At 73.5% G+C, this 21801-nt stretch carries 7 protein-coding genes; all 7 read left to right on the forward strand.

Annotated features, from left to right (window positions below; translation table 11 throughout):
• The first annotated feature begins 21 nt into the window (after positions 1 to 21).
• Entirely contained in the window at positions 22 to 2349 is a 2328-nt protein-coding gene (locus ACZ31C_RS27930) for a hypothetical protein (protein WP_465797806.1), read from the forward strand.
• 15 nt (positions 2350 to 2364) lie between these two features.
• Entirely contained in the window at positions 2365 to 2835 is a 471-nt protein-coding gene (locus ACZ31C_RS27935; RefSeq protein ID WP_465797807.1) for a YbaB/EbfC family nucleoid-associated protein, read from the forward strand.
• Positions 2832 to 3167: a hypothetical protein gene (locus tag ACZ31C_RS27940; RefSeq protein ID WP_465797808.1), complete on the forward strand. Its 336-nt coding sequence runs from the start codon at positions 2832 to 2834 to the stop codon at positions 3165 to 3167. Before ACZ31C_RS27935 ends, ACZ31C_RS27940 begins: the two co-directional genes overlap by 4 nt.
• Before the next feature lie 29 nt (positions 3168 to 3196).
• Positions 3197 to 15295, forward strand: a complete 12099-nt coding sequence (locus ACZ31C_RS27945) for a WXG100-like domain-containing protein (RefSeq protein ID WP_465797809.1) — start codon at positions 3197 to 3199, stop codon at positions 15293 to 15295.
• Complete coding sequence (locus tag ACZ31C_RS27950) at positions 15292 to 16326, forward strand: hypothetical protein (protein WP_465797810.1); 1035 nt, start codon at positions 15292 to 15294, stop codon at positions 16324 to 16326. The genes ACZ31C_RS27945 and ACZ31C_RS27950 overlap by 4 nt, the downstream gene beginning before the upstream one ends.
• Positions 16327 to 16402: 76 nt before the next feature.
• Positions 16403 to 18469 (forward strand): hypothetical protein, encoded by a 2067-nt coding sequence (locus tag ACZ31C_RS27955; RefSeq protein WP_465797811.1) that lies wholly within the window; start codon positions 16403 to 16405, stop codon positions 18467 to 18469.
• On the forward strand, positions 18466 to 21786 hold the full coding sequence (locus ACZ31C_RS27960; protein ID WP_465797812.1) for a right-handed parallel beta-helix repeat-containing protein: 3321 nt from the start codon (positions 18466 to 18468) through the stop codon (positions 21784 to 21786). The genes ACZ31C_RS27955 and ACZ31C_RS27960 overlap by 4 nt, the downstream gene beginning before the upstream one ends.
• The last annotated feature ends 15 nt before the right edge of the window (positions 21787 to 21801 follow it).

Below are 21801 nucleotides of genomic sequence, written 5' to 3' on the forward strand. Positions count from 1 at the left end.
TGCGACAACGGAGGGAACAACATGACCCAGCCTGGTGGCGGTCCCACCGCCGGCCGGTCCATGGAGTGGATGCCGGCGTTGCGGGACGTGCTCGGGTCCGAGGAACAGGCGGACCCCGGAGTCGCGGCCCGCAACACCTGGCTACAGCTCGACACCTCGTTCTGGCAGGTGACCGAGAACGGCAACCAGAGCCCGTGGAACCACTGGATGCCCGGCGACCAGGAGGGCTGGAACCGGATCACCCTCTATCGCAAACGCCGGCACGGCGGCCGGGACTCCCGGATGTACTTCCAGCTCATCCGTGGCTGGGTCACCTTCTTCGAGGGCGGCGACAACTCCCCGGCCAACCACTCGCAGAAGACGGTGACCGCCAGCGGACCGATCGTCTCCGGCATCCGCGCCAACGAGTTCCTGGACGCACAGACCTTCTTCGACGCCGCCCACCTCTACTGGCAGGTGACGGACTGGCTGATGAACGGCGGCCAACCCACCGTCCGGGCGGTGGTCGACCGGATCGACCAGGACCGGGCCGGCTTCGACGGGTCGGCCGCCGACGCGTTCGTCTTCGCCATGGACGACATGGCCCGGACCATGCTCTATCTCAAGGAGAACATCACCGAACAGGGTGACTGGGTCCAACTGCTCAACGACAACGGCAACGCGGTCAACGCCTTCAAGACCGCGATGGAGAACGCCTGGAACGCATTCGTCGCATACCGGTACCACGACCCGAACACGCTCGTTTGGGAGGTCCTGCGCTCCATGGAGCGACAGGTCGACGAGTACGACGCCCGCACCAGCAGCGGGACGTGGACGGCCGGGCCCGAGCAGCCGTGGATCTTCTCCTTCCCGGACCAGGGTCTCGGCACGTACGACCTGATGAGCAACGACGGCTGGACCCAACTGAACGACGGCATGAAGTCCACCTGGGTCAGCAACCTGGAGGCGTTGAACCTCGCCTCGCTCAACGCCACGCAGGCCCTCGTCACCAGCTTCGACCAGACGATCCAGGCGATGCGACGCGGGGTCTTCCCGCTGTACCGGGGCGTCTACTACTCGCCGCAGGACGACAACCCGTTCGGCAACGGGCCGGGCGGGGGCGGCTCCGGCGGCGCCAACTTCGGCGGTGGCGGGAACGACGGCGGCTCCGGCGGCGCGGATTTCGGCGGCGGTGGTGGCGGCTCCGGCGGCGCGGATTTCGGCGGCGGTGGTGGCGGCTCCGGCGGCGCGGAGTTCGGTGGTGGGGGCTCCGGCGGCGCGGACATCGGCGGTGGGCCGGGCGGTGCGGGCTTCGGCGGCGGTCCGGACGGTGCACAGACCGGATCCGGCTCCGGTGGATCCTTCGACCCGTCCGGCCTGGGGGCGGGGGGATCCGGTGGCGGCGCGGGCGGGGAGCTCGGTGGCGGTGGCGCGGGCGGCGGGTTCACCGGCGGGCCGTCCGCCGGTGGCTTCGACCCGTCCGGTCTGGGCGGCGGTACCGGTGGCATCGGCGACGGGACGGGCGGCGGGGTCGGCCCGGTCGGCAGCGGCGGCTCGGTCGGTCCCGGCACCTTCCTGCCCGGCCTGGGTGGCGGTGTGGTGGGCGGAACGCCCGGTGGCGGAGGGTCCGGCGGCGGCTCCCGATCCGGGTCCGGCGGCAGCGGCGGTCTGGGCGGCCTCACCCCACCATCCACGCCGAACCCGTCGGGCGGTGACTCGGGCGTCGTCGGCGGTCCGGGCCGTGACGGCTCGGCCTCCGGCGGTGTGCCGACCGGCGGCAGCGGCGGCCTGGGTGGCCTGACCCCGCCGTCCACGCCGCACCCCTCGGTCGTCGACCCGGACGCGGTCGGCGGTGTGGGCTCCGGTGGCTTCGACTCCGGCAGCTCGTCGGGCGGCCTCAACGGCGGCGCGGTCATCGGCCCGATCGGCGAACCGCCGCCTGGCTACGTGGCCGGTTCGGCCCTGCCCGGCTTCGCCGGTGTGGCGGGCACCGGCACCGGCGCGGTCACCAGCGGCGGCTTCACCGCCGGCGCACCGTTCGGATCGGCCGGTGCGGCCGGTGCCGCCGGCGTCGGCATACCCGGCATGGGCGGCATGGGTGGCTTCCCGATGATGCCGCCGATGGGTGGCATGGGACAGGGCGGCGGCCGCGACAACGACAAAGACCGCGAACGCACCACCTGGCTCGCCGAGGAGGAAGAGGTGTGGGGCACCGATCCCGACTGCGCACCGGCCGTGATCGGAAGAGACGACATCGGCGAGGCGGACTCCGGTGAGGGTACGCGCACCGGCCGACCGGCCGTACCGTCGCGCGGCCCGGGATCGCCGTACGGCCCGACGCACCGGGACACCACCCGGCGCCGGAACTAGCGGAAGGGGAACGAGATGCCAGGTCCCATGCAGGACCAGATCGAGCAGGCGTACGCCGAGCTGGCGGCCAGCCAGGCGGCGATCGCCGACGTGCAGGCCCGACTCGACGGTGGCGAGACGAGCGTGACGTCGAAGAACCGGGTCATCACGGTCACCGTGAACAGCCGTGGCGACCTCGTCGACGTCCGGTTCCTGAGCCGGTCGTACCGCAGCATGCCCTCGGCCGAACTGGCGACCCTGCTCGTCGACACCATCGGGGAGGCCCGACAGCAGGCCCAGGCCGTCGTCGCGGCGGCCTTCGCCTCGGTCCTGCCGCCCGGGATGCCGGTCCTCGACATGATCAACGGGGAGGCCGACTTCGAGTCGATGATGCGCGACGCGCTCCGGCTGGTGAACGACCCGTGGCCGGGCGCCGAGCCGGCCGCGTCTCGACCGGCCGGGGGAGCAGCGCACACGAGCGGCGACGGCACCGGGAGCCGGACGTGAGCGCCCCGCTCTCGGCGGACACGGACCGGCTGCGACAGGAGGCGTTCGCCGCCTACTTCGCGCACATGCAGGCGGTCGTCGAGACGTTCGAGGGTGAGGTGGGCGCGAACACCCCGGTCGTGCTCAGCGTGCGCGGCGAGGTCGACGAGGCGGTCGCCGCCGATCTGGACCGCGAGTTGCCGCTGGCGAGGTACGTGCTGACCGGCCTGCGGGAGCTGGCGGTCGGCGATGGCAGCCGCGTGGAAGATCTGGCCGCGCTGTTGGCCAGGTACGAGGCGGAGAACGGCGACACGGCGACCGGCTGGTCCGGCAACGGTCCGGTGCGTACCTGACGGTGTCGGACCGGGGGAGGTGAGCGGAGATGGGGATCGAGGCGTCGGACGACCTCGCCGGCTTCCTCAAGTGGATCTCGGGTGAGGACTTCCCCGGGACCGACGAGGACCGCCTGTTCGGGCTCTCACGGGCCTACAGCGGCGCGGCCGACGGGGTCGACTCCGCCCTGCCGCTACTTGTCGACGCCGTCCGCTCCATCCGACGCGGCGTCTCCGGCCGGGCCGACGAGGCGTTCGTCGAGTCGATGCAGGGGTACGTCCGCAATCCCGGCTACCTCGCGGCCGCCTCCGATCAGTTGCGCGACCTCGGCGCCAAGAGCCGGGCCTCGGGCACCCAGGTCCAGTACGTCAAGATGATGATCATCGGCGCGTTGATCCAGCTGATGATCGACTTCATCGTCGCCCTCGCCTTCTCGTTCTTCAATCCGGGTGCGGCACTGAACTGGCTGGCCGCCCGGGTCGCCGTGTTCCGCTTCCTGGTCCGTACGCTGCTCGGCCGGCTGATCCAGATGGTCGCCGTCAACCAGGTGCTCGGCATCGGCCTACAGGTGTTGATGGACGCCATCGTCCAGCGGCTGCAACTGTCGACGGGCACCCGCGACCGCTGGGACAGCAAGCTGACCCGCGACGCTGCGGCGGTCGGCGCGCTCGGTGGCGCGGTCTCCACCTTCCTCGGTCCGGCGATCAACCTGCTGGCCCGGCGACTCGGCGGCCCCGGCGCGCGGGCGCTGACCGACACCGGCGCCGACTCCGTACCCCCGCCCGGTTCGACGTTCCGCCAGGCGCTCACCACTCCCGAGCCCAAGCCGACCGGGCGTCAGGCCACCGCAGACGCCGCCGGTGAGATGGCTTCCGAGGCGGTCGTCGAGTACCTGACCGAGGGCCTCTACGGGGTGATGACCGGCCAGGGATGGAACGTCGGCGGTGCGGCGGCGGTCTCCGGCGCGGTGTCCGGAGCGGCCAGCGCCGCCGGCACGAACATCGGCGACGCGATCCGGTCGGACCCCGACGGCAGTACCCGAGACGCCGAGCCCGACGACCCGGCCCCCCCGCGCACGACGCCGACACCGGATCCCACCTCGAAGTCCTCGTCCCCACCGCCTGATGGCACCCCGCCGCCCCTCGACGACCCCTCGTCGGCCGACACCCCGCCACCGCCCGGCCCGGATGGGGTCGGCACCCCCGCCGCACCCGACGACACCGGTCCGCCCGCCGTGGTCGGTACGCCCCGAGGACCCTCCGGCGGCAGATCCACCACGTCCGCCGGGCCGGACCCGGCCACCGCACCCGGCACAAGCCGGGAGCGGGATGCCGACCGGTCAGGATCACCACCGTCGGACGGCACCGGGGTCGGCCCCGGGCGCCAGGGTGACCCGACGGGGCCGCACCCGGCGGGCGGACCGGTAGGGGCGGGCGGACCGGTAGCGCCGGGTGCCGTGACCGGCAACGGTGTCGCGAGCGCCCCGACCACCGGCGCCACCCCGTCGGAGGGTGCCCGGCCATCGGTCGTCCCGGCGGCAGCCGTCGCCACGGCCGGTGGGCCGGCTTCCGCTCCACCGGTACCGCCTGCCGCGCCTGCGCCCCCGGCGACCCCTACGCCCTCGGTCGGCGGCCAGGCGCCCGCGACCCCTGCACCCACAGTGGGCGGGCAGGCGGCCGCGAATCCCGCGCCGGCCGCCGCCCCCACCGGTGCCGCACCCGCATCGGGACCCAGCACCGGCACGTCCCCGGCGAGCTCGTCCCCGAACGGCGGCGGATCGACCGCCCACCACACGACGAACGGCGGGCCGTCGCCCACACGCCCCGCCCCCACGCCGTCACCGGTGTCGTCGTCCCTGACCACCTCCACCACTGCGCCGACACCGGTGCCGTCCTCCTCGGCCACCACCGCCTCCGCGTCCTCGCCTACCGCCCCGCTCGCCGGCCGGTCGGGAGCCGCGCCCACAGCGGCCACCACCGGGGCGAGCACCATCACCGTCACGCCGAACCTCAGCCCGGCCAGCCCGCCCGCCCTCGGGCCGACGGACACCCCGCCGACGGACACCACACCGCAAATGGACGGTGGACCGAGTGGGGACCTCCGAGCGCGGAACGTCGAGTCAGGGATCGAGGCCATCCCGCGAGCCGATCCCCAGCCGGACGCCACGGTCGTCCAGCGGGACTACCCGTGGCTTTCCGGGATCAACCCGTACCGGCAGCGGCGGGGCGAGTTCGGCACGAACTGCGTACTCACGGCGATCGTCACCGACATGGCGTTCACCGAGAGACTGCGGCCCGATGAACGCCTACAGTCGTCACCGTCCACGCTGGCTCCACTGGAGCACCTGACCCGATACCGCGACCGCGCGCCGGTGGCCGTGGCGGACTTCGCCGCCGTCACCCGGGTCATGCGGTCCGCACCGCAGGGGTCACGGGGCATCGTCGTCGTGCACCGGGCGGGCCGGGACTTCGCCCACGCGTTCAACGTGGTCCACGACCACAACGGGGTGGTCTTCCTCGACGGCCAGAACGGCACGCTCGCCGACCTCACGATCCAGCCCGACACGGTGCTGTTCGTCCCGACCACGGACGGCGTACCGGTCGACGGCCCGGTCCGGGGCCTGGACGTGCCGATCGGCGGCCGCTCGTCGGACACCACCGGCGGTCGGGCGGGCACGTCCGCCGACACCGGGACGGACTCCGACGGCGACGCCGAGACGGTCGTCCCGCCGCCGACGCCCGAGGGCATCGAGGGAAACGAGGACAGCGAGGACGCAGCGCTGCACCGGGACGACGATCAGGAGGGGAGGCATTCCGCCCCGGATCCGCTCGACGACGGCCTGGTGGCGGTCCGTTATCTGTCCGCCGGCTCACTGGGCGCCGCCGAGGTGGTCCGGGTGGCCGGCCTCGCCGAGGTGGAGCAGGCCGCGCGGGATCTCGTCGGGCAGCGGGGCAGCCGGAAGGTACGCGGCCTCGACGAGTTCCTCCGCCGGCTGCACAACGACGCCGACGGCAGCGGCGACCTGCACGGGTTCGTCGGTCGCGGGGAACACGTCCCGGTCACCGTGGACGGCCGCCAGGTGGAACTGCGTGTCTCGGTGACGCTGGACGACCTTCGCCGGACCCCCGACCAGGATCCGGACAGCGTCCTGACCCGGGTCGACCGGGCCGGAGCGGTCACCACGACGAGCGGCATCGCCAAGTCGAAGAGCGGTGGCGTGGACGCGTCGGTGACGGTGAGCCCGGCCGGGGCTGTCGAGCCCGGCTTTGTCGGCGGCGGGCTCAACCTGCACGCGACGCTCCGGCGACTGACGCAGGCGTTGTCCACGGTCCGGTCCCTGGTCACCCATCGGCAGGCCCGGCCGAGCAACGGCGCCGACCGGATCGCGGCGAGGGCGACGTACCGGCTGGAACTGTGGGAACGCGCCGGCGACGGGACCAACCAGCAGGTCGGCCAAGCCCGGTTGATACCTACCGAAGCACTCCTGAAGATTCCCCGGCACGCCCTGGTCGCCGACCAGAATCAGTCGCGGGAGGGAGGACTGGGGCCGTCGGCGACGACTCCGAGGGTGCACCAGGTCGAAGCCGCCGTCGTACCCGAGTTGTGGCGACTGGCCGAGCGCACGCTGCCGATCGGGCTGTTCGCGGTCGGCTCGGCGAGCCGGGCCGAGCTGACCCGCCTGCTCAGCGCCCGCAACGTCGAGGCCGCACTGGAGGAGTTCGCCGGTGGGTTGCGGATCCCGGCGCTGTGGAACGAGGTGACCGGTGAGGCCGCCGGACCGTTCACCATCACCGCCAGCAGCACTGAGCACATCGTCCGGTCCACCGCCTCGGACGTGGTGTTGCGCGACAGCGCGCAACTGGTGGTCGCCAACGAGCACAGCGCGGCGGCCTCGGCGAGTTTCGGGGCGGCGCTACAGGCCGGGTGGAATGGGCCGCGCGACGAGACGGGCGTACCGCTGACCGGGTCGGTCGGCGTCGGGGTCTCCGGCCGGCGGGAACAGGCGGCGTTGGGCGGCGGCAGCGGCGGACGCAAGCGGGCGGTGATCTACACCGGCGAGACCGAGTTACGTGACTACCCGGTGACCTGGACGATCCGGGGCGCCGGAATCGACGAGAGCTCCACCGAACCCGACCACCTCTTCGTCCGGGTGGCGACCGACCTCCCGCCGGACCTACCGTCCGGACAGGGCACCCACCTGCCGGCCGACGCGCAGGTGTTGACCGGGCCGCTCGGCGACGGGGCGGTACGGGACGTGACCGGTCTCGCCGGAGTTCTCGACGACATCGAGACCGTCCTCAGGGCGTACCCGGGTTTCGTCGTCGACGGCCCGGCACCGGTGGACACGATCCGGACCCTGCAGGACCTGATGGCGCACCGCCGTAACGAGGAGTCGCTACGGACCGCGCTGAGTCAGCCAGCGGTACGGGCCATGGTGGACAGCCTGTTCGACACCGGCATCGTCGTGGAGCTGAAGCGGTACGGCTGGTATCGCAACGAGTACGTGCGGGTGGAGCTCACCGCGACCCGGACCGCGGGACGTCGTACCGGGCAGTCCCAGACGATCTCGATGCGGGAGACCGACATCGGCGGCGACCGGGCGCAGGCCCACACCTCGGTCAGCCGGGACTACCAGGCCGGCATCCGCTTCGGATTCTTCGACCGGTGGCGCAAACCGTCGTCCCGGGCGCTGGCCGCCGCCGGCCTCGGCTACCAGTACACCCACACCAGCGGACGCAAACTGGTGACCGGACAGCAGGTCGCCCAGGTGGAGATGTCGGTCAGCCCGACGCCGAAGGACGGCCGGACCACCGTTCGCGAGTACGAACTGGACCTCGACTTCCAGGTGACGGTGTCGTCGTACACCCGGCCCCGGGCGCTCTACCGCACCCTCTCCGCCGGCTTGCTGTCGCACCGGAGCGACCAGCAGTGGGTCAGCCTGCCGGAAAGGCAGCAACTGGCAGCCGAGCACCTGGAGTTCTCCGGCATCGCGCAACCGATCAGGCTGCGGTCCGGCACGATGCGAGTCTGGGTGTCCGAGCTGTGGGCCGACCGGATGGGCATCGAGGAGCCGGCCCCTCGACCGCCCGGCGCCACGGACGACACGGCAGCCCCGGTCGTCCACCCGGTCACCGAGACCGCACCGCCGCCACTGCCCTTCGCCGGCCTTCCACTGCGCTTCCACACCGAGGCCGTCGGTCCGCTCGCTCGGATCCGTCAGGAGGCGGTAGAACTGGTCGAAAGCCTGCCGCACGGTGAGGTGCTGACCGCTCCGGGTACCGCGTCCCGCAGCCAGATCGACGCGTTCTTCACCCCCGAGTTCGCCAACGGGCGGACCCGCACCCTGATCAGTCCCGGAGAGACCTCGGGCACGCTGTTCGCCGGTGGGGTGTTCCGCGACGACCTCGGCTCGCTGCAGGTCGCGTTCGTGCCGACCGCGTTCCGTCCGGTCGATCCCGGATCCTGGGAACTCGAATCGTCGATGGCGGGCAGCTACCCGATCACCTCGGCGCAGGTCACCGGCGGAATGCACACCCTGCGTCTGTTCGGGATCTTCGGGCACCGGGAGGACGGCGACTACGCCGGGAACGCCAGCCTGCAACCCGGTCTGCAGTGGCACACCGACCTGCGCACCACCTCTGCGACCGACACCGGCGGTGCCGAACGCAACGTCGTCCAGAGCGGCCCGTTCGTGTTCTACCGGGTCGACGGCGACTGGCACCTGACCGCAGGGACCCGGTGGGCCGGTGCGTCCGACTTCCTCACCGGTGCGATCGGCGTCCGGCACCAGCGGGTGTCGGTCGAGAGCGGCATGCTCATCGCCGTCGCCCTGCGCGACATCCACACCACCAACGCCTGGATCGCGCAGCACAACGCCGACCCGGCCCACGCCGACCGGCAGATCCCGCCACTGCCACTGCCTCCGGATGCACCCACCCCGCCGGACACCATCCACCTGACCCCGGCGACCGGCGCACCGACCTGGCACCTGCCCGAGCACCTGGCCCTGGACTCCGGGGACCTGGGCCGGGCCTGGGTCGACAACCTGGGCGGTCCGGACCTGTACGCGCAGGTCCGCGACCGGCTCCGGGAGCAGGGGGTGGACCTGCTGCCGGACGAGCCGTTGCAGGATCCGCTCGGCAACGTCGGACGGGCCCGAGCGATCTTCGGCCGCTTCGGTCTGGCCGCGTTCCTCGACAGCCTGCTCTCCAACGACCTGCTGGTACGGCTCTACGACCGGCGACGGATGCGCCGGTTCGCCTTCATCGCCCGCACGACCACCGGAGTCGACATCCGGATCCGGGCCCGACTCACCCCACCCCGCCTGACGGAGATCATCTCCGATCCGACCGAGATCGAGTACTACACCAAGGCCAGTCGGACCGCCGCCACCGACAGGTCGAGAGGCATCACCGTCGACGTCAGCGGAAGCTACGCGCCCGGCCGGGACACCAGCGGCAGCGACCCGGAGAACCCACCGACGCACCACGGGGGGACATTCGGTGCCGGACCCGGCGCCCGGGTCGGCCACCAGAGCGAGGCGGATCGGAACACCACCACGGCGACGGTCGACGAACGGGTCGTCACCGGCACCGGACCACTGATCGAGTTCGAGAGCATCCTCGAACTGACCGTCACGACCCCCAGCGGAACGAGCGGTGAACCGATCCGGGTACCGATCCGACTACGGATCCCCGAGTCCGCCACCCGGGTCCGTGAACCTGCGCCCGACCTCCGGGCGGCGGACTCGGGTGCGCCTCACCCGGACCGGCGTCCCACCGGCGGACCGCGCGCGCTGACCCCCGCGCAGACCGAGCCGAACGCCATCCGACGGTGGCAACGCGGTGGCACCCGATTGCCGACCGAGGCGATGGTCACCTCCTTCCCGGCCGCGCGAGCCTCCGAGGACGCGGCCCGGATGGCGGTCGCCGCCCACGCCCGCACCTCGACCGTCCAGCGCGCGATCGGCGCCGACCCGCTGCGCAACCCGCGCTCCATCGTCCCGGCGGCCGTCCACGACCAGGCCACACCGGAGTGGTCGAAGGCGCAGTACCCGCGCATCGCGAACGAGGGCGTCACCACCGGTCTGACCGGCCCCGGCATCGTCCCGCGCTACCGAGCGGTCCACGAACGGTACGCCCGCCTGGGCCCGCCGTCGCTGGCCCGGATCGTCACCGACGACCGGATGGAGCGGCCCAAACAGGTCTCGGTCGCGACCACCACCCAGGCGCAGTCCCGCAACCTCGCCGGCTTCCAGGCCGACGTGCGGACCGGGACCGCCGGCATCAGTCCGGTGACTCGACACGACGCTCCGATGCCGGGCCAGCTCGGGGTCGGCGCGGCCGGCGCCGCCCGGATCGGCGCGACCGCCAACACCGGCTCGAACGTGAAGTACAAGGGCCGCACGATGGTCTTCACCTTCACCGTGCAGGAGCGGCACGTCGTCCGCGACCCGGCGGATCCGCCCGCAGACGGGGTCGGCACCGAGGTGACGCTGCCCGGCACGATCGAGGTGCAGGTGCCGGAGGAGGTGGCCCGCGCCAACGGCTGGCTCGACGACACCGACCCGGCCCGCCGTCACGCCATCGACTCGACGGTGGCCGCCTGGGAGAACGCCCTGACCAGCCGCGCCGCCTGGCTGCAGAAGGCCGCAGACTGGCGGGCCGCCGACACCGAGCTGCGCAACCTTCCCGACGACGCCACGACGGAGCAGCGGGAGCGGGCCGAGGAACAGGCCGGCACGGCCCGAGTCGAGAGCCGGGCGGCACAGGAGCAGTACCTGCAGGCCCGATCGGAGGCCGAGGGAGTCGCCGACCGGCTGGCCGCCGGTCGCCGTCGACAGCCGGACGACGTGACGGCCGACGGGATCCCGGCGTTGCCCGACGACCAGGCCGCCCGACGACGGTTCGAGGAGGAGCGGGGACGGTCCCTCGGCAACCTGAACCTGACCACCGCGCAGGACCTGACCACCGCCCTGGATCGTCACACCACCGACTTCCAGGCGGTACTGCGCCGCCCGCGTACCGCCACCGTCGACCAGCTGCGTCACCTGGCGACCGCCCGGGCCAACCGCGACCATCTCGTCCAGCTCGCCGACCAGCTGCGTCGCGGCGAGCTGACCCCGGAGACGAACGCCGAGGTCGACGACGGACGAGGGGAACCGGCCGGACAACCGGGCGTCGACCAAAGGCTGGTGCACCTCGCCGCTGCCGCCCGCGCCCTGCTCGACCAGGTCACCGCGAACCCACCTGCCGAGCCCGACCTGACCTCGGTGCTGCGGGCACAGCGCCGGGCACTGCGGCATCGCAGCGGATCACCCGGCGCCCGGCGGGGCACCTGGCTCCAGCACAGGTCAGCAGGGCTCCAACGCACGGCAGCCCGGCTCCAGCGCACGGTCGCCGGACGCCAACTGCAGCAGGAGTTCCGCCGGCTGGTCGGACCCGGTGGTCGCGCCGGCGGCGACCACCTGCTAGCCCGGGCTGCCGCGCTCGTCGCCCTGGCCGAGGAGATCGAGGCGCGCTGGCAGACCGGCACGACCGCAGCCGCCGGCCGGTACGCGGCCGAGTTCACCGACCGGCCCCTGCCGCCCCCACCGCCGCCCGGCCTGCCGCCGGTGGACCGGGCCACCGTCGACCGGCGAATCGCGGCACTGGACGCCGCCGCAGCGACCCAGCTCCGACGCCGCGCCGACGCCATCACCGCCGGACACGACGCCGGTACGCCACGGTCGGCCGCCGTACTACTCGACCACGGCTACCGGGTCATCGGTGCGCTGCTCGACGGCACCGATCCGCACACCGTCGCCCGCCGACTGGCCCAGACCCAGGACCCACCCACCGACCCGCCGACGACACCGGTCGACCGGACGGCCGAGGACGCCCGCCTCGTCGACGACCTCCGCCCCGAGCTGCGCGCCGCCGGCCAGGAAGCCTTCCCCGAGCCCACCCCGACCGGCTCCCGGACCCACCGGATCTCGATGGTCGACAACGACGACCTGCCGATGTACGCGGCGGCGCTGCACCTGGCACCGGAGAACCGAGTGGAGATCTACTACGACCCGGTCTCCCACCTGGCCGAGTACACCCGGGCCGCCGAGTCGGCGGGACTCGACGACCCGGTCGACCACGCCCGCCTCCTCGGCGAGCCGGACCTACCCGGCCCCGACGCGCCCCGGTCCGAGGTGGTCGGACACCTCGCCCGCCGGGGACTGGCCCGCGCCCAGCAGATCCGGGACGGCCTGATCAACCTCGGCGTCGCCGCGGACCGGATCAGACTCGTCTACATCGACGACGTCCACCAGATCGCTGGCCGGGCGGCCGGCGATCCGTACGAGCTGGTCGCCGACCACTACCGCACCGACGAACCGGCCGCCCGCGACCGGCTACGCACCGACCTCCCGGGCAGGCTGTCCCAGGATCGCCGGGACCACCTCGACGACCGGATCCGCACGCTCGGGCTCGACGACGGGCAGCCGGTGATGCTGCTGTGGGTACGCCGCTCGTACCCCGAACCGGACCTGCCGGACGCCTTCCTGGAGCAGATCGCGGACGGATACCGGCACCGCCAGCCGGGCGGGCGGGTGCTGCTGATCGGCGACGACCCCGGTCCCGCGCTGCGGACCCGCCGACCCGACCTGTTCGCCGACACCGACCTGACCGGCGTCGGCCCGGCTCCCGCCGACCCGGCCGCACAGGCGTACCTGCTGGACCGGCTCCGACAGGACGGCCACCGACCCCTGCTCTCCGTCGGGATGCCGGGTAGCGGCGTCGACCTGTCGGCGTTGCTCGGCGTCGACACCGTCCACCTCGAACCACGGGCGATGCGAGGCGACAGCACCGGTCGGGCCGCCCTCTCCGGCGCCCGGTACGGCGACTCGCCGGACGGCCCGGCCCCGCCGCGGGCCGGTGCGGTGTCGACGTATCGCCGGCAGCAGTTCGAGGCCCCGACGGAGTGGCTCCGCCACCACGCCCGACTGACCCGGATCGCTAACCGGCTGCCCGCAGACGCCACCGTCGGGCGACGACGGACGCACCTGCGGGAGCTACGGGCCGCGCTCGACGACTGGCGGCAGACGGTGGCGGACCAACAGGACCGGCTCACCGCCTCGGCGGACGACGCGCCGGACTGGATGGGCCGCAGCCAGGCGTACAACGACTCCCTGCTGGCCGCCCATCTCCGACTCGACCCGGACACCGCACCCGCGCATCTGCCCGACCTGCTGGTCAGCACGATCCTGGACCACCAGATCGCGGCCGTCCACGCCCTGATCGCCGAGCTGGACCCGACCCGGCAACTGCGACTGACGCCGGGAGAACTGGACCGCCTCTTCGCGCAGGCCGAGGCGATGCGGCAGGTCGGGGACGACGGCCCGGCTGACCGACTCAGCAGCGACGAGGCCGCGCAGGCCGACCGGAGGGACCGGGCCGACGAGTACGCGCACGGGGTGCCGCTCGGGCGACAGGCGTGGCACGAACGCGGTGTCCTCGTCGTCGAGACCGACGGGCTGGGCAGCGTCGACCGGGACGGTGGGACCCCCCGCCCACCCGGACCGCCGCCCCCCGGGGATGGACCGACCGACGGGGACGGCAAGACCGACGGGGACGGCAAGACCGACGGTCGACCAAAGGGTAGGGACCCCGATCAGGATCGCGACCCGGCCGCTGCGAAGGACGCCTCCCACACCGACGGGTCGCTGCACCTCCGGCCCCGACAGCAGGGCACCGGCGGTCACCAGCGACACCCGGCCGCTCCGGTGGACCGAACCGACGGCAGCCGGTCCGAGGTCGGGCGGACCATCGCCGACGTGCAGCGGCTCCTTACCGTCGCACAGAGGCAACAGATGGTCGACGGCCTGCGCGACCGGCTCGACCGCATGCTGTCCCGCGTGCCGCACGACAGTCCGGACCACGCCGAGCTGCGCCGGTTGCGCGAACGCACCCGGGCCTGGCGCCCGGCCGGCGCCCAGATCACCGTGCCCGGTGCCGGGCGACTGCGGCTACGTGACGTCCCCGACGACCGTGACTGTCTGTTCTGGGCGGTGATCGAAGCCGGGCGGCGGCAGCGTGTGCCGCTGCCCGGCGACCCGACCGGCCCGGCGGATCTGCGAGCCCACGCCGCCGACCTGATTGCGCAGCACCCAGCGAGGTTCGAGCCGCATCTCGGTCGTACCGCCGGCCGTATCCTCGCCGACCAGCTCGAGCGCCAGCAGGTCGACACACGCCTCACCCCTGGCTGGACGTACGTGCCGCCCACCGCCGAGACCCGGGCCGCGTGGCGCGACGAGGCGGAGCTCGCCGAGCTGCGCCGCCGCGCCAGAGCACACCACGTGAGCGGCGTCGACGACCTCACTCGGGAGGATCTGCGCGCGGTGTTGACCGCGAAGGACCCCGCGACCGTCCGGACCATCGCCGACCACGTGCAGAGCACGGTCGCCATGCGGGAGCGGCGGCAGCCGATGGTGCAGTGGCGCGACGAGGTCGCCGCTCGGGTCGACCGCGGCGATCGCAACGTCCTGGGGATGCTCGCCGTCCATTTCACCGACCGCGACGAGGCCGGCAACGCCGAGGTGGTCAGACTGGTCCTCGACACCGTCGAACGACACGGCCGGGCACCCAGCGGTGTGGAACTGCTGGAGGCCGCGATGCGGCAGCGCGACCTGTGGAACTCGGCGATCGGCGACGATGTGCCGACCGCCCTGGCACTGGCTCTCGACCTCGACATCGTCGTCGTCCCCATCGACGGAGGCCCCGGCCGCGTGCCGTTCGTGACCGGGGCACCCCAGCCGTTGCAGCCGTTGGCGCCCCGCCGTCTCTACGTCGCCCGCACCTTCAACCACTTCCAGTCCCTCGAACCGGCCGACGGCACCACGTGGGCCGGTGGGGTGCACCCGCCACCGTCCGGCACCACCACATCGGGCAGCGCACTCCAGTGGCACCACTCCGATCTCGATCCGACCGCACTGCACCAGGCAGTCGACGCCGTCGTCATGCGGTACGACCTGTCACCACCGGTCGATCCGACGTTCCTCGACGGACTGCGCACACGGATCCAGGAGGCCCTGCTTCACGGCACCGACCCGGTGGCCGCCGCCGACCGGTACGCCGCCGACCACGGCCACCTCCCCACGACCTTCGAGGCGGGACCATGACCGGAGACCACACGCTCGCGCTGCACCACCTCCTGCTCCGCCTCGACGGCCGCCTCCCCGACGACCTGGTCAGCGAGGCGCGCACCTGGCTCGCCGACGGCCTGGCGCTCGACGTCGCCCAGGCGATCGTGTTCACTATGCTGACCGGTGACGTCCCGCTGACGGCGACGGACGCCGCCGTACTCTCGGAAACGCTGTCGGCGGGCGGCACCGACACCGCCGCCCTCGCCGAGGTCCGACGCGCCGACGGACCGCCACCGCCGATGTACGGGCTGGCGCCCGCCGACCCGAAGGCACTGGCCGCACAGCGGATGCCGGCCATCCTCGACCTCACCAGCGGGCACGCCGGCCCTGGCGCACCGGACCCGGTGGACACCGCGATCGTCGCCACGATGCCGGCGGTGATCGGCGTCGAGGCGCTGTGGCGGTCATGGCGCTACCCGACCGACGGCACCCCACCCCGGCGCGCCTACCTCGTGCACCGACCCGACGGCCCGCTGCCGACGGCCGCCGCCGGGTTGCAGGCAGTGCTGCGCGAAGCGGGGGAGAGCGCACCACTGGTGCAGGTCTTCGACGACGAGACGACCCTGCCCGCGCAGCACCGGATCGCCCTGGACTGTGCGGCGCTGCTGTGGACCGCCCGGCCACACCCCCCGATCAGGGTCGCCGAGTCACCCGACTTCACCCCCGACCAGCCCCGCCTCGACGGGCCGGACCGCGAGCAGGCGCTGACCCGTCTCGCGTCCGGCGTGCCGCTGCTGACCACCGCGACCCTCCTCGACGACGCCCTGGACCGCTCCCGGACCGGGGCCGTACCCACGGACCTGCGCACCGACGGCGAGTGGATCTGGAGCGACACGATCACCTACTACCTCGACCGGCACCGGCTCGCACCCGGTCCCGCCTTCCTGGCCCATCTGCTCGCCAGCGGCACCGACCCGCCCGAGGTCGGGCCCGCCGCGCTACACCGCGCCCGGGCCGCACTGCGCTCGACGCCCACCGACCGGCGGGAAACCCCACGCCGACCATGAACCGCCCCGACCCTCCGGTCGTAGTGGGGGCACTCGGGTCGGTACGCCCGCGACCGGGCGGAAGGGAGAACCACGGATGGCCTCGACGACGGTGGCGGTGGGAGGGGTGCTGACCGAGTCGGTCGGCGACGCGCTGCTGCTGCGCACCGCAGCCGAGGACCCCGATCCCGTGGTACGCCTCGTCGGCTCGCTGCCCGCCGAGGCCGACCAGATCACGGTGGTCAGTACGCCACAGGTCACCGCCCTGCCGCAGTTCTTCGTGGTGCTGTCCCGGGTGCTCGGGGCGGAGTTGGGCGGCAGCGCCGACGGGATCCGGCTGCTGCCGCTCGGCGAGTACGCCGACCGTTCCGTCGTCGACCGGGCCGCACGTGGGCTGGCGGAGCGGATCGGCCAGGCGGTGACGATCCCACGGGACCCGCTGCCCGGGAACCAGACCGGGTGGACCGGCCCGTACGAGTGGCGGGTCTACCCACCCGGCCGCCCGGCCGGAACAGGCCAGGACTGGCCCGCCCCGGCACCGCCCACCCGTGCCGTGCCGCCGGGCGTACGCACCGCCACCGGTTGGTCGTTGCTGGACACCGGCTCACCCGTCGCCGGGTCACCCGCCACCGGGAGCGCAGCGGCGGGATTCGTGGTGCAGATCGAGGTCGGCGCGACCGGGTTCCGGATCGCCGGTCGACCGGTGCCAGCGGCGACCCTGGCCACCCTGCTCATGACCGTTCGGGACGACGACCCCCGTCCGGTCGTGCTGGTCGTCACCGGCACGACACCGACCGGGCCGGCCGCCGCCGGACTGATCTTCGGCGGGCTGGCCACCGCCCTCGGAGAACCGATCCTGGTCTGCACCGGCACGGTCACCGCGGCCGACGACGGAACACTGACGACCACGACGACGTTCCACCGCTGGCCGCCCCGCAACGGTCCCACCACACCACGTCCACAGGAGATCGGCGCGACGCTCTCCGCCGACCCGGATCCGGACGGTCCTGCGGCGAGCGACGAACCGATGCCGGTGGCCCTCGACCCTGCCACGATCATCGAACTGGGCGGCGGCGACCGGTGGCGGGTGCCGACGGCGGTCGACCCCGCCCGACTCGCCACCGACATCCCGGTCACGGTCCCCGCGAGCCCGAGCCCGAGGCCGAGCCCGACCGGCCCGGCACCTGTCCCCGGTCCGCCGCCGGTCCCACCGGTGGTGACGTCCGGCGGACCGACCGCTGGCGCGCCGCCCGTGGTGCCAGGGGAGTCCGGGTCGCCCACGCCGCGGCCCGGGCCCACCGGCCCGGACCACACACACCCCGAGGCGCCGCCCGGACCGGCCCCGTCCCGCGCCGTCGCGCGCCGGCTCGACGACAGGTGGGGCCCGAACGACCGGACCCGACTCCGACAGGTGCTCGACGGCCGCTACGACGGGTACGCCCGGATGGTGACCCGGGTGCTGGCCGAGGAGCCGGGACTCCGGGCCGCCGGCGCCGCCGCCGACGTGGTCGCCGCCCTGGTGGCACTCTGCGCGTATGGCGGATCCGAGCGCGACCGGATCAACGACGCCCTGCGCGGCGGCCCGGACGGCGTCCCGGAGCTGTTGCTGCTCGCCCGTGGGGCCCGGCACGGACTGCGCCGGCTGCCCACCGTCCTGGGACCGGTACACGCGCACGGGGAGGTCCCGAGCCCGATACTCGACGGCTACCAGCCCGGCGACGAACTGGTGGAGCCCGCCTTCGTCGACGTGGACCTGGTCCGGCGGCCGACCTCGGCGGCGACCGTGGAGTTCGCGATCTGGTCGGCCACCGCCCGCCGCGTCGACCGGTTCGGATCGGGTGCCCTCTTCCCGCCCGGCAGCCGCTTCGTCGTCCTCGCGGTCGACCCGGCCGACACCCCCGGCCGGCCGCCCCGGGTACTGCTCGGCGACCTGGCCGGCGCCGGGCCGCAACCAGCCCGCACGGTCGGCCGGATGCGCGACCGACTACGTCAGGCGCAGGAACAGCACGTCCCGGCACCGTCCGACGCCACCGACCCCCACGGGACCAGCCGGCTGCTGCGGTTCGCCCCCGGCCTGCACGACGACGGCCGGCGTCTCGTCCCCGAGCCTTCCGAGGCCACCGGCCCGGCATCCGACCCCGAACGTGGAGGTACCCGACCGTGAGCCAGGGTGTGCTGTCGGTCTCCCAGACCGATCCGGACTGCCTGCCGACCATCTCCGACGCACTCGCCCTGGCCCGTCCGGGTGTCACCGTCGTCGTGCAGCCCGGCATCTATCAGGAACGGTTACGGCTCACCGGCGACGTGACCCTGGTCGCCGAGGACGGCCGGGGGTCGGTCACCGTACACGGCGTGGGCGGCCCGGCGGTCTTCCAGTCCGGTGGCACCGTGGCCCTGCGCGGGCTGGTCCTCACCGGCGGCGACGAGGCGTTCCCGGCGGTCCAGGTCGCCACCGGCACCCTGCGCATGACCCAGTGCGAGGTGCACGCCGACGCGGTGGTCGGGGTGCACGCCGCCGCCGGTCGCCTCGAACTGAGCGACTGCCTGGTCAGCAACCCGGGCGGCGCCGGCTTCCTGATCGACGGCGGTGCGGCCGGTACGGTCACCGACACCACCGTGCGCAACGTGGCGGCGGCGGCCGTCGTGATCGCAGGCGGTGCCGACCCGGTCTTCCGCCGCTGCACGGTCACCGACGTGCGGGGCGCCGGGGTGCTGTCCACCCGCGCCGGTCGGGGCCTGGTCGACGGCTGCGACATCAGCGCGGTCGACGGCCCGGCCGTCGCGGTCGAGCACGACGGGACGGTACGCGTCGAACGCAGCGTCGTGCACGACAGCCCCGGCTCCGGGCTGATCACCACCGGCGGTCGACCGGTACTCCACGACTGCGAGTTCCGCGACCTCGGCGGCCACGGCATCGTCGTCTCCGGGGACGCCGATCCGACCGCCCGTCGGTGCACCGTCACCGGCACCACCGGCCACGGCGTGATCGTGCTGGGCACCACCACCGGCACACTTGTCGACTGCCAGATCAGCGCGACCGGGGCCGCCGCGTTCGCCGCCACCGGGCAGGCCACACCCCGGGTCGAGGGTGGCCGGATCGACGGCGGCACCGGGATCGCGGTGCTGCTCGACGGTGCGGTCGGCGGCACGTTCACCGCAGTGACCGTCGACGGTGGCCGGACCGGATTCCTGGTGCGCGCCGGTGCGGACCCGGTGCTGACCGACGCCACCGTCCGCGACTGCACCGACTACGGCATCGAGTCCGTCGACGGCGGCCGTGGCACCGTTCAGGGCGGCACGGTCACCGGCGGCACGGCCGCGGTCCGGGTGGCCGCCGACAGCGCGCTGACCCTGACCGACTGCCGGATCCGTGGCGGCGGCGTCGGGCTGCTCGTCGCCGACGACGGATCGGTCACCGCCACCTCCTGCGACGTCGCGCAGACCGGCGGATCGGGTGCCGACGTCGGTGCCGGCGCACGGCTGCGTCTCGTGCAGACCCGGGTGCACGGCTGCGTCGGCCACGGCATACGGTTCGCCAGCCGGTCCGGGGGACGACTCGACCGGTGCGAGGTCTTCGACAACACCGGCGACGGCGTGGTGGTGGAGACCCTGAAGCCGGTGCCGATGGACGGCACGACCGTCCGTGGCAACGCCGGCCAGCAGGTACGCCGGACCGTACCCGCGACGGGATCCGTACCGGCGGACGGTGGCCGGTCGGACGACGCCCCGGCACCGGCGGCCCGCCCGGCACCGGTGCCGACCGGCAGCCCGGCACCGCCCGTCGCAGCGGAGGGACCGGACCGGCCGGGCGACGACCCGGCCACCCCGCTGCTGGCGGAACTCGACGCCCTGGTCGGACTCGCCGGGGTCAAACGCGAGGTGGCGACGATGGTCGGACTGCACCGGGTGGCGCGACGGCGCAGCGCCGCCGGCCTGCCGATGCCGCCGATGTCCCGGCACATGGTCTTCGCCGGCGCCCCCGGAACCGGCAAGACCACCGTGGCCCGCCTCTACGGCCAGATCCTGGCCGCACTCCAGGTACTGCCCGGCGGACAACTGGTCGAGGTGTCCCGCGCCGACCTGGTCGCCGAGCACGTCGGCGGCACGGCGGTGAAGACCACGCAACGGTTCACCGAAGCGATCGGCGGCGTGCTGTTCCTCGACGAGGCGTACACGCTGGCGCCGGTCGACGGCGGCGGCGGTCACGACTTCGGACGGGAGGCGATCGACACCCTGGTCAAGCTCATGGAGGACCACCGCGACGAGGTGGTGGTGATCGTCGCCGGATACTCCCCGCAGATGCGGGCCTTCCTCGACTCGAACCCGGGGCTGGCGTCCCGCTTCTCCCGCACGGTCGAGTTCGACAGCTACACCGACGACGAGCTGGTCACCATCGTCGAGCGGCTGTGCAGCACCCACCACTACTCGCTGGAGTACGACACCCGCCTGGCGCTGGCCGGATGGTTCCGGGCGATGCCGCGCGGCGAGTCGTTCGGCAACGCCCGGGTCGCCCGCAAGGTGTTCGAGGACATGATCGGCCGGCAGGCCTACCGGCTCTCCGAGGCCGGTGCCGCCTCCGGAGTGGAACTGGCGCAACTGCTGCCCCAGGACCTCGGTGTCGCGCCCGAAGCCGAAGGCAGCCCGGGTACGCCCCGACTCTCCGAACTGGACATGCTGCTCGGCGAACTCGGCAACATGATCGGACTTGCCGGGGTGAAGCGTGAGGTGGCCGAGCTGATCGACCTGCTGGCCAACATCCGCCAGCGGGTCCGGGCCGGACTGCCCGCCCCGTCGGTCTCGCGGCACCTGGTCTTCTCCGGCCCGCCCGGCACCGGCAAGACCACCGTCGCCCGCCTCTACGGCCGGCTGCTCCACGCGCTCGGTGTGCTGACGGCCGGGCAACTGGTCGAGGTCGCCCGCGCCGACCTGGTCGGTGAGTACGTCGGCCACACCGCGCACCGGACCAAAGAGGCGTTCGAACGGGCTCGCGGTGGCGTCCTGTTCATCGACGAGGCGTACACCCTCGCGCCGCCGGACGCCCGTAACGACTTCGGACGGGAGGCGATCGACACCCTGGTCAAGCTCATGGAGGACCACCGTGACGAGGTGGTGGTGATCGCCGCCGGCTACGAGACGGAGATGGCCGCCTTCCTGGCCGCCAACGCCGGCCTGCAGTCCCGGTTCACCCGCCGGATCCACTTCGACGACTACTCGCCGGACGAACTCGTCGCGATCTTCGAGGGACTGGCCCGGGCCAGCGGGTACGAGTGCCCGGGAGACACGTTGACGGCCCTGCGCGGCCACTTCGAGCAGGTGGAGACCGGCCGTACGTTCGGCAACGGCCGGTACGCCCGGCAACTGCTCGACGAGGTGGTCACCCGGCAGGCGCGCCGGCTCCGCTCGGTCACCGCCCCCAGCGTCGACGACCTGCGGACGCTGCGGGTCGACGACGTCCGGGCCCGAACGACTGTCCACATGTGACATCGGCGACCATGC

It is taken from the genome of Micromonospora sp. NPDC023869, assembly GCF_055559695.1.

Bases quoted from the DNA above. Each gene is read 5' to 3' on its own strand.
- ACZ31C_RS27955 (WP_465797811.1), top strand. From the start codon at position 16,403: ATGGCCTCGACGACGGTGGCGGTGGGAGGGGTGCTGACCGAGTCGGTC.
- ACZ31C_RS27930 (WP_465797806.1), top strand. From the start codon at position 22: ATGACCCAGCCTGGTGGCGGTCCCACCGCCGGCCGGTCCATGGAGTGG.
- ACZ31C_RS27935 (WP_465797807.1), top strand. From the start codon at position 2,365: ATGCCAGGTCCCATGCAGGACCAGATCGAGCAGGCGTACGCCGAGCTG.
- ACZ31C_RS27945 (WP_465797809.1), top strand. From the start codon at position 3,197: ATGGGGATCGAGGCGTCGGACGACCTCGCCGGCTTCCTCAAGTGGATC.
- ACZ31C_RS27950 (WP_465797810.1), top strand. From the start codon at position 15,292: ATGACCGGAGACCACACGCTCGCGCTGCACCACCTCCTGCTCCGCCTC.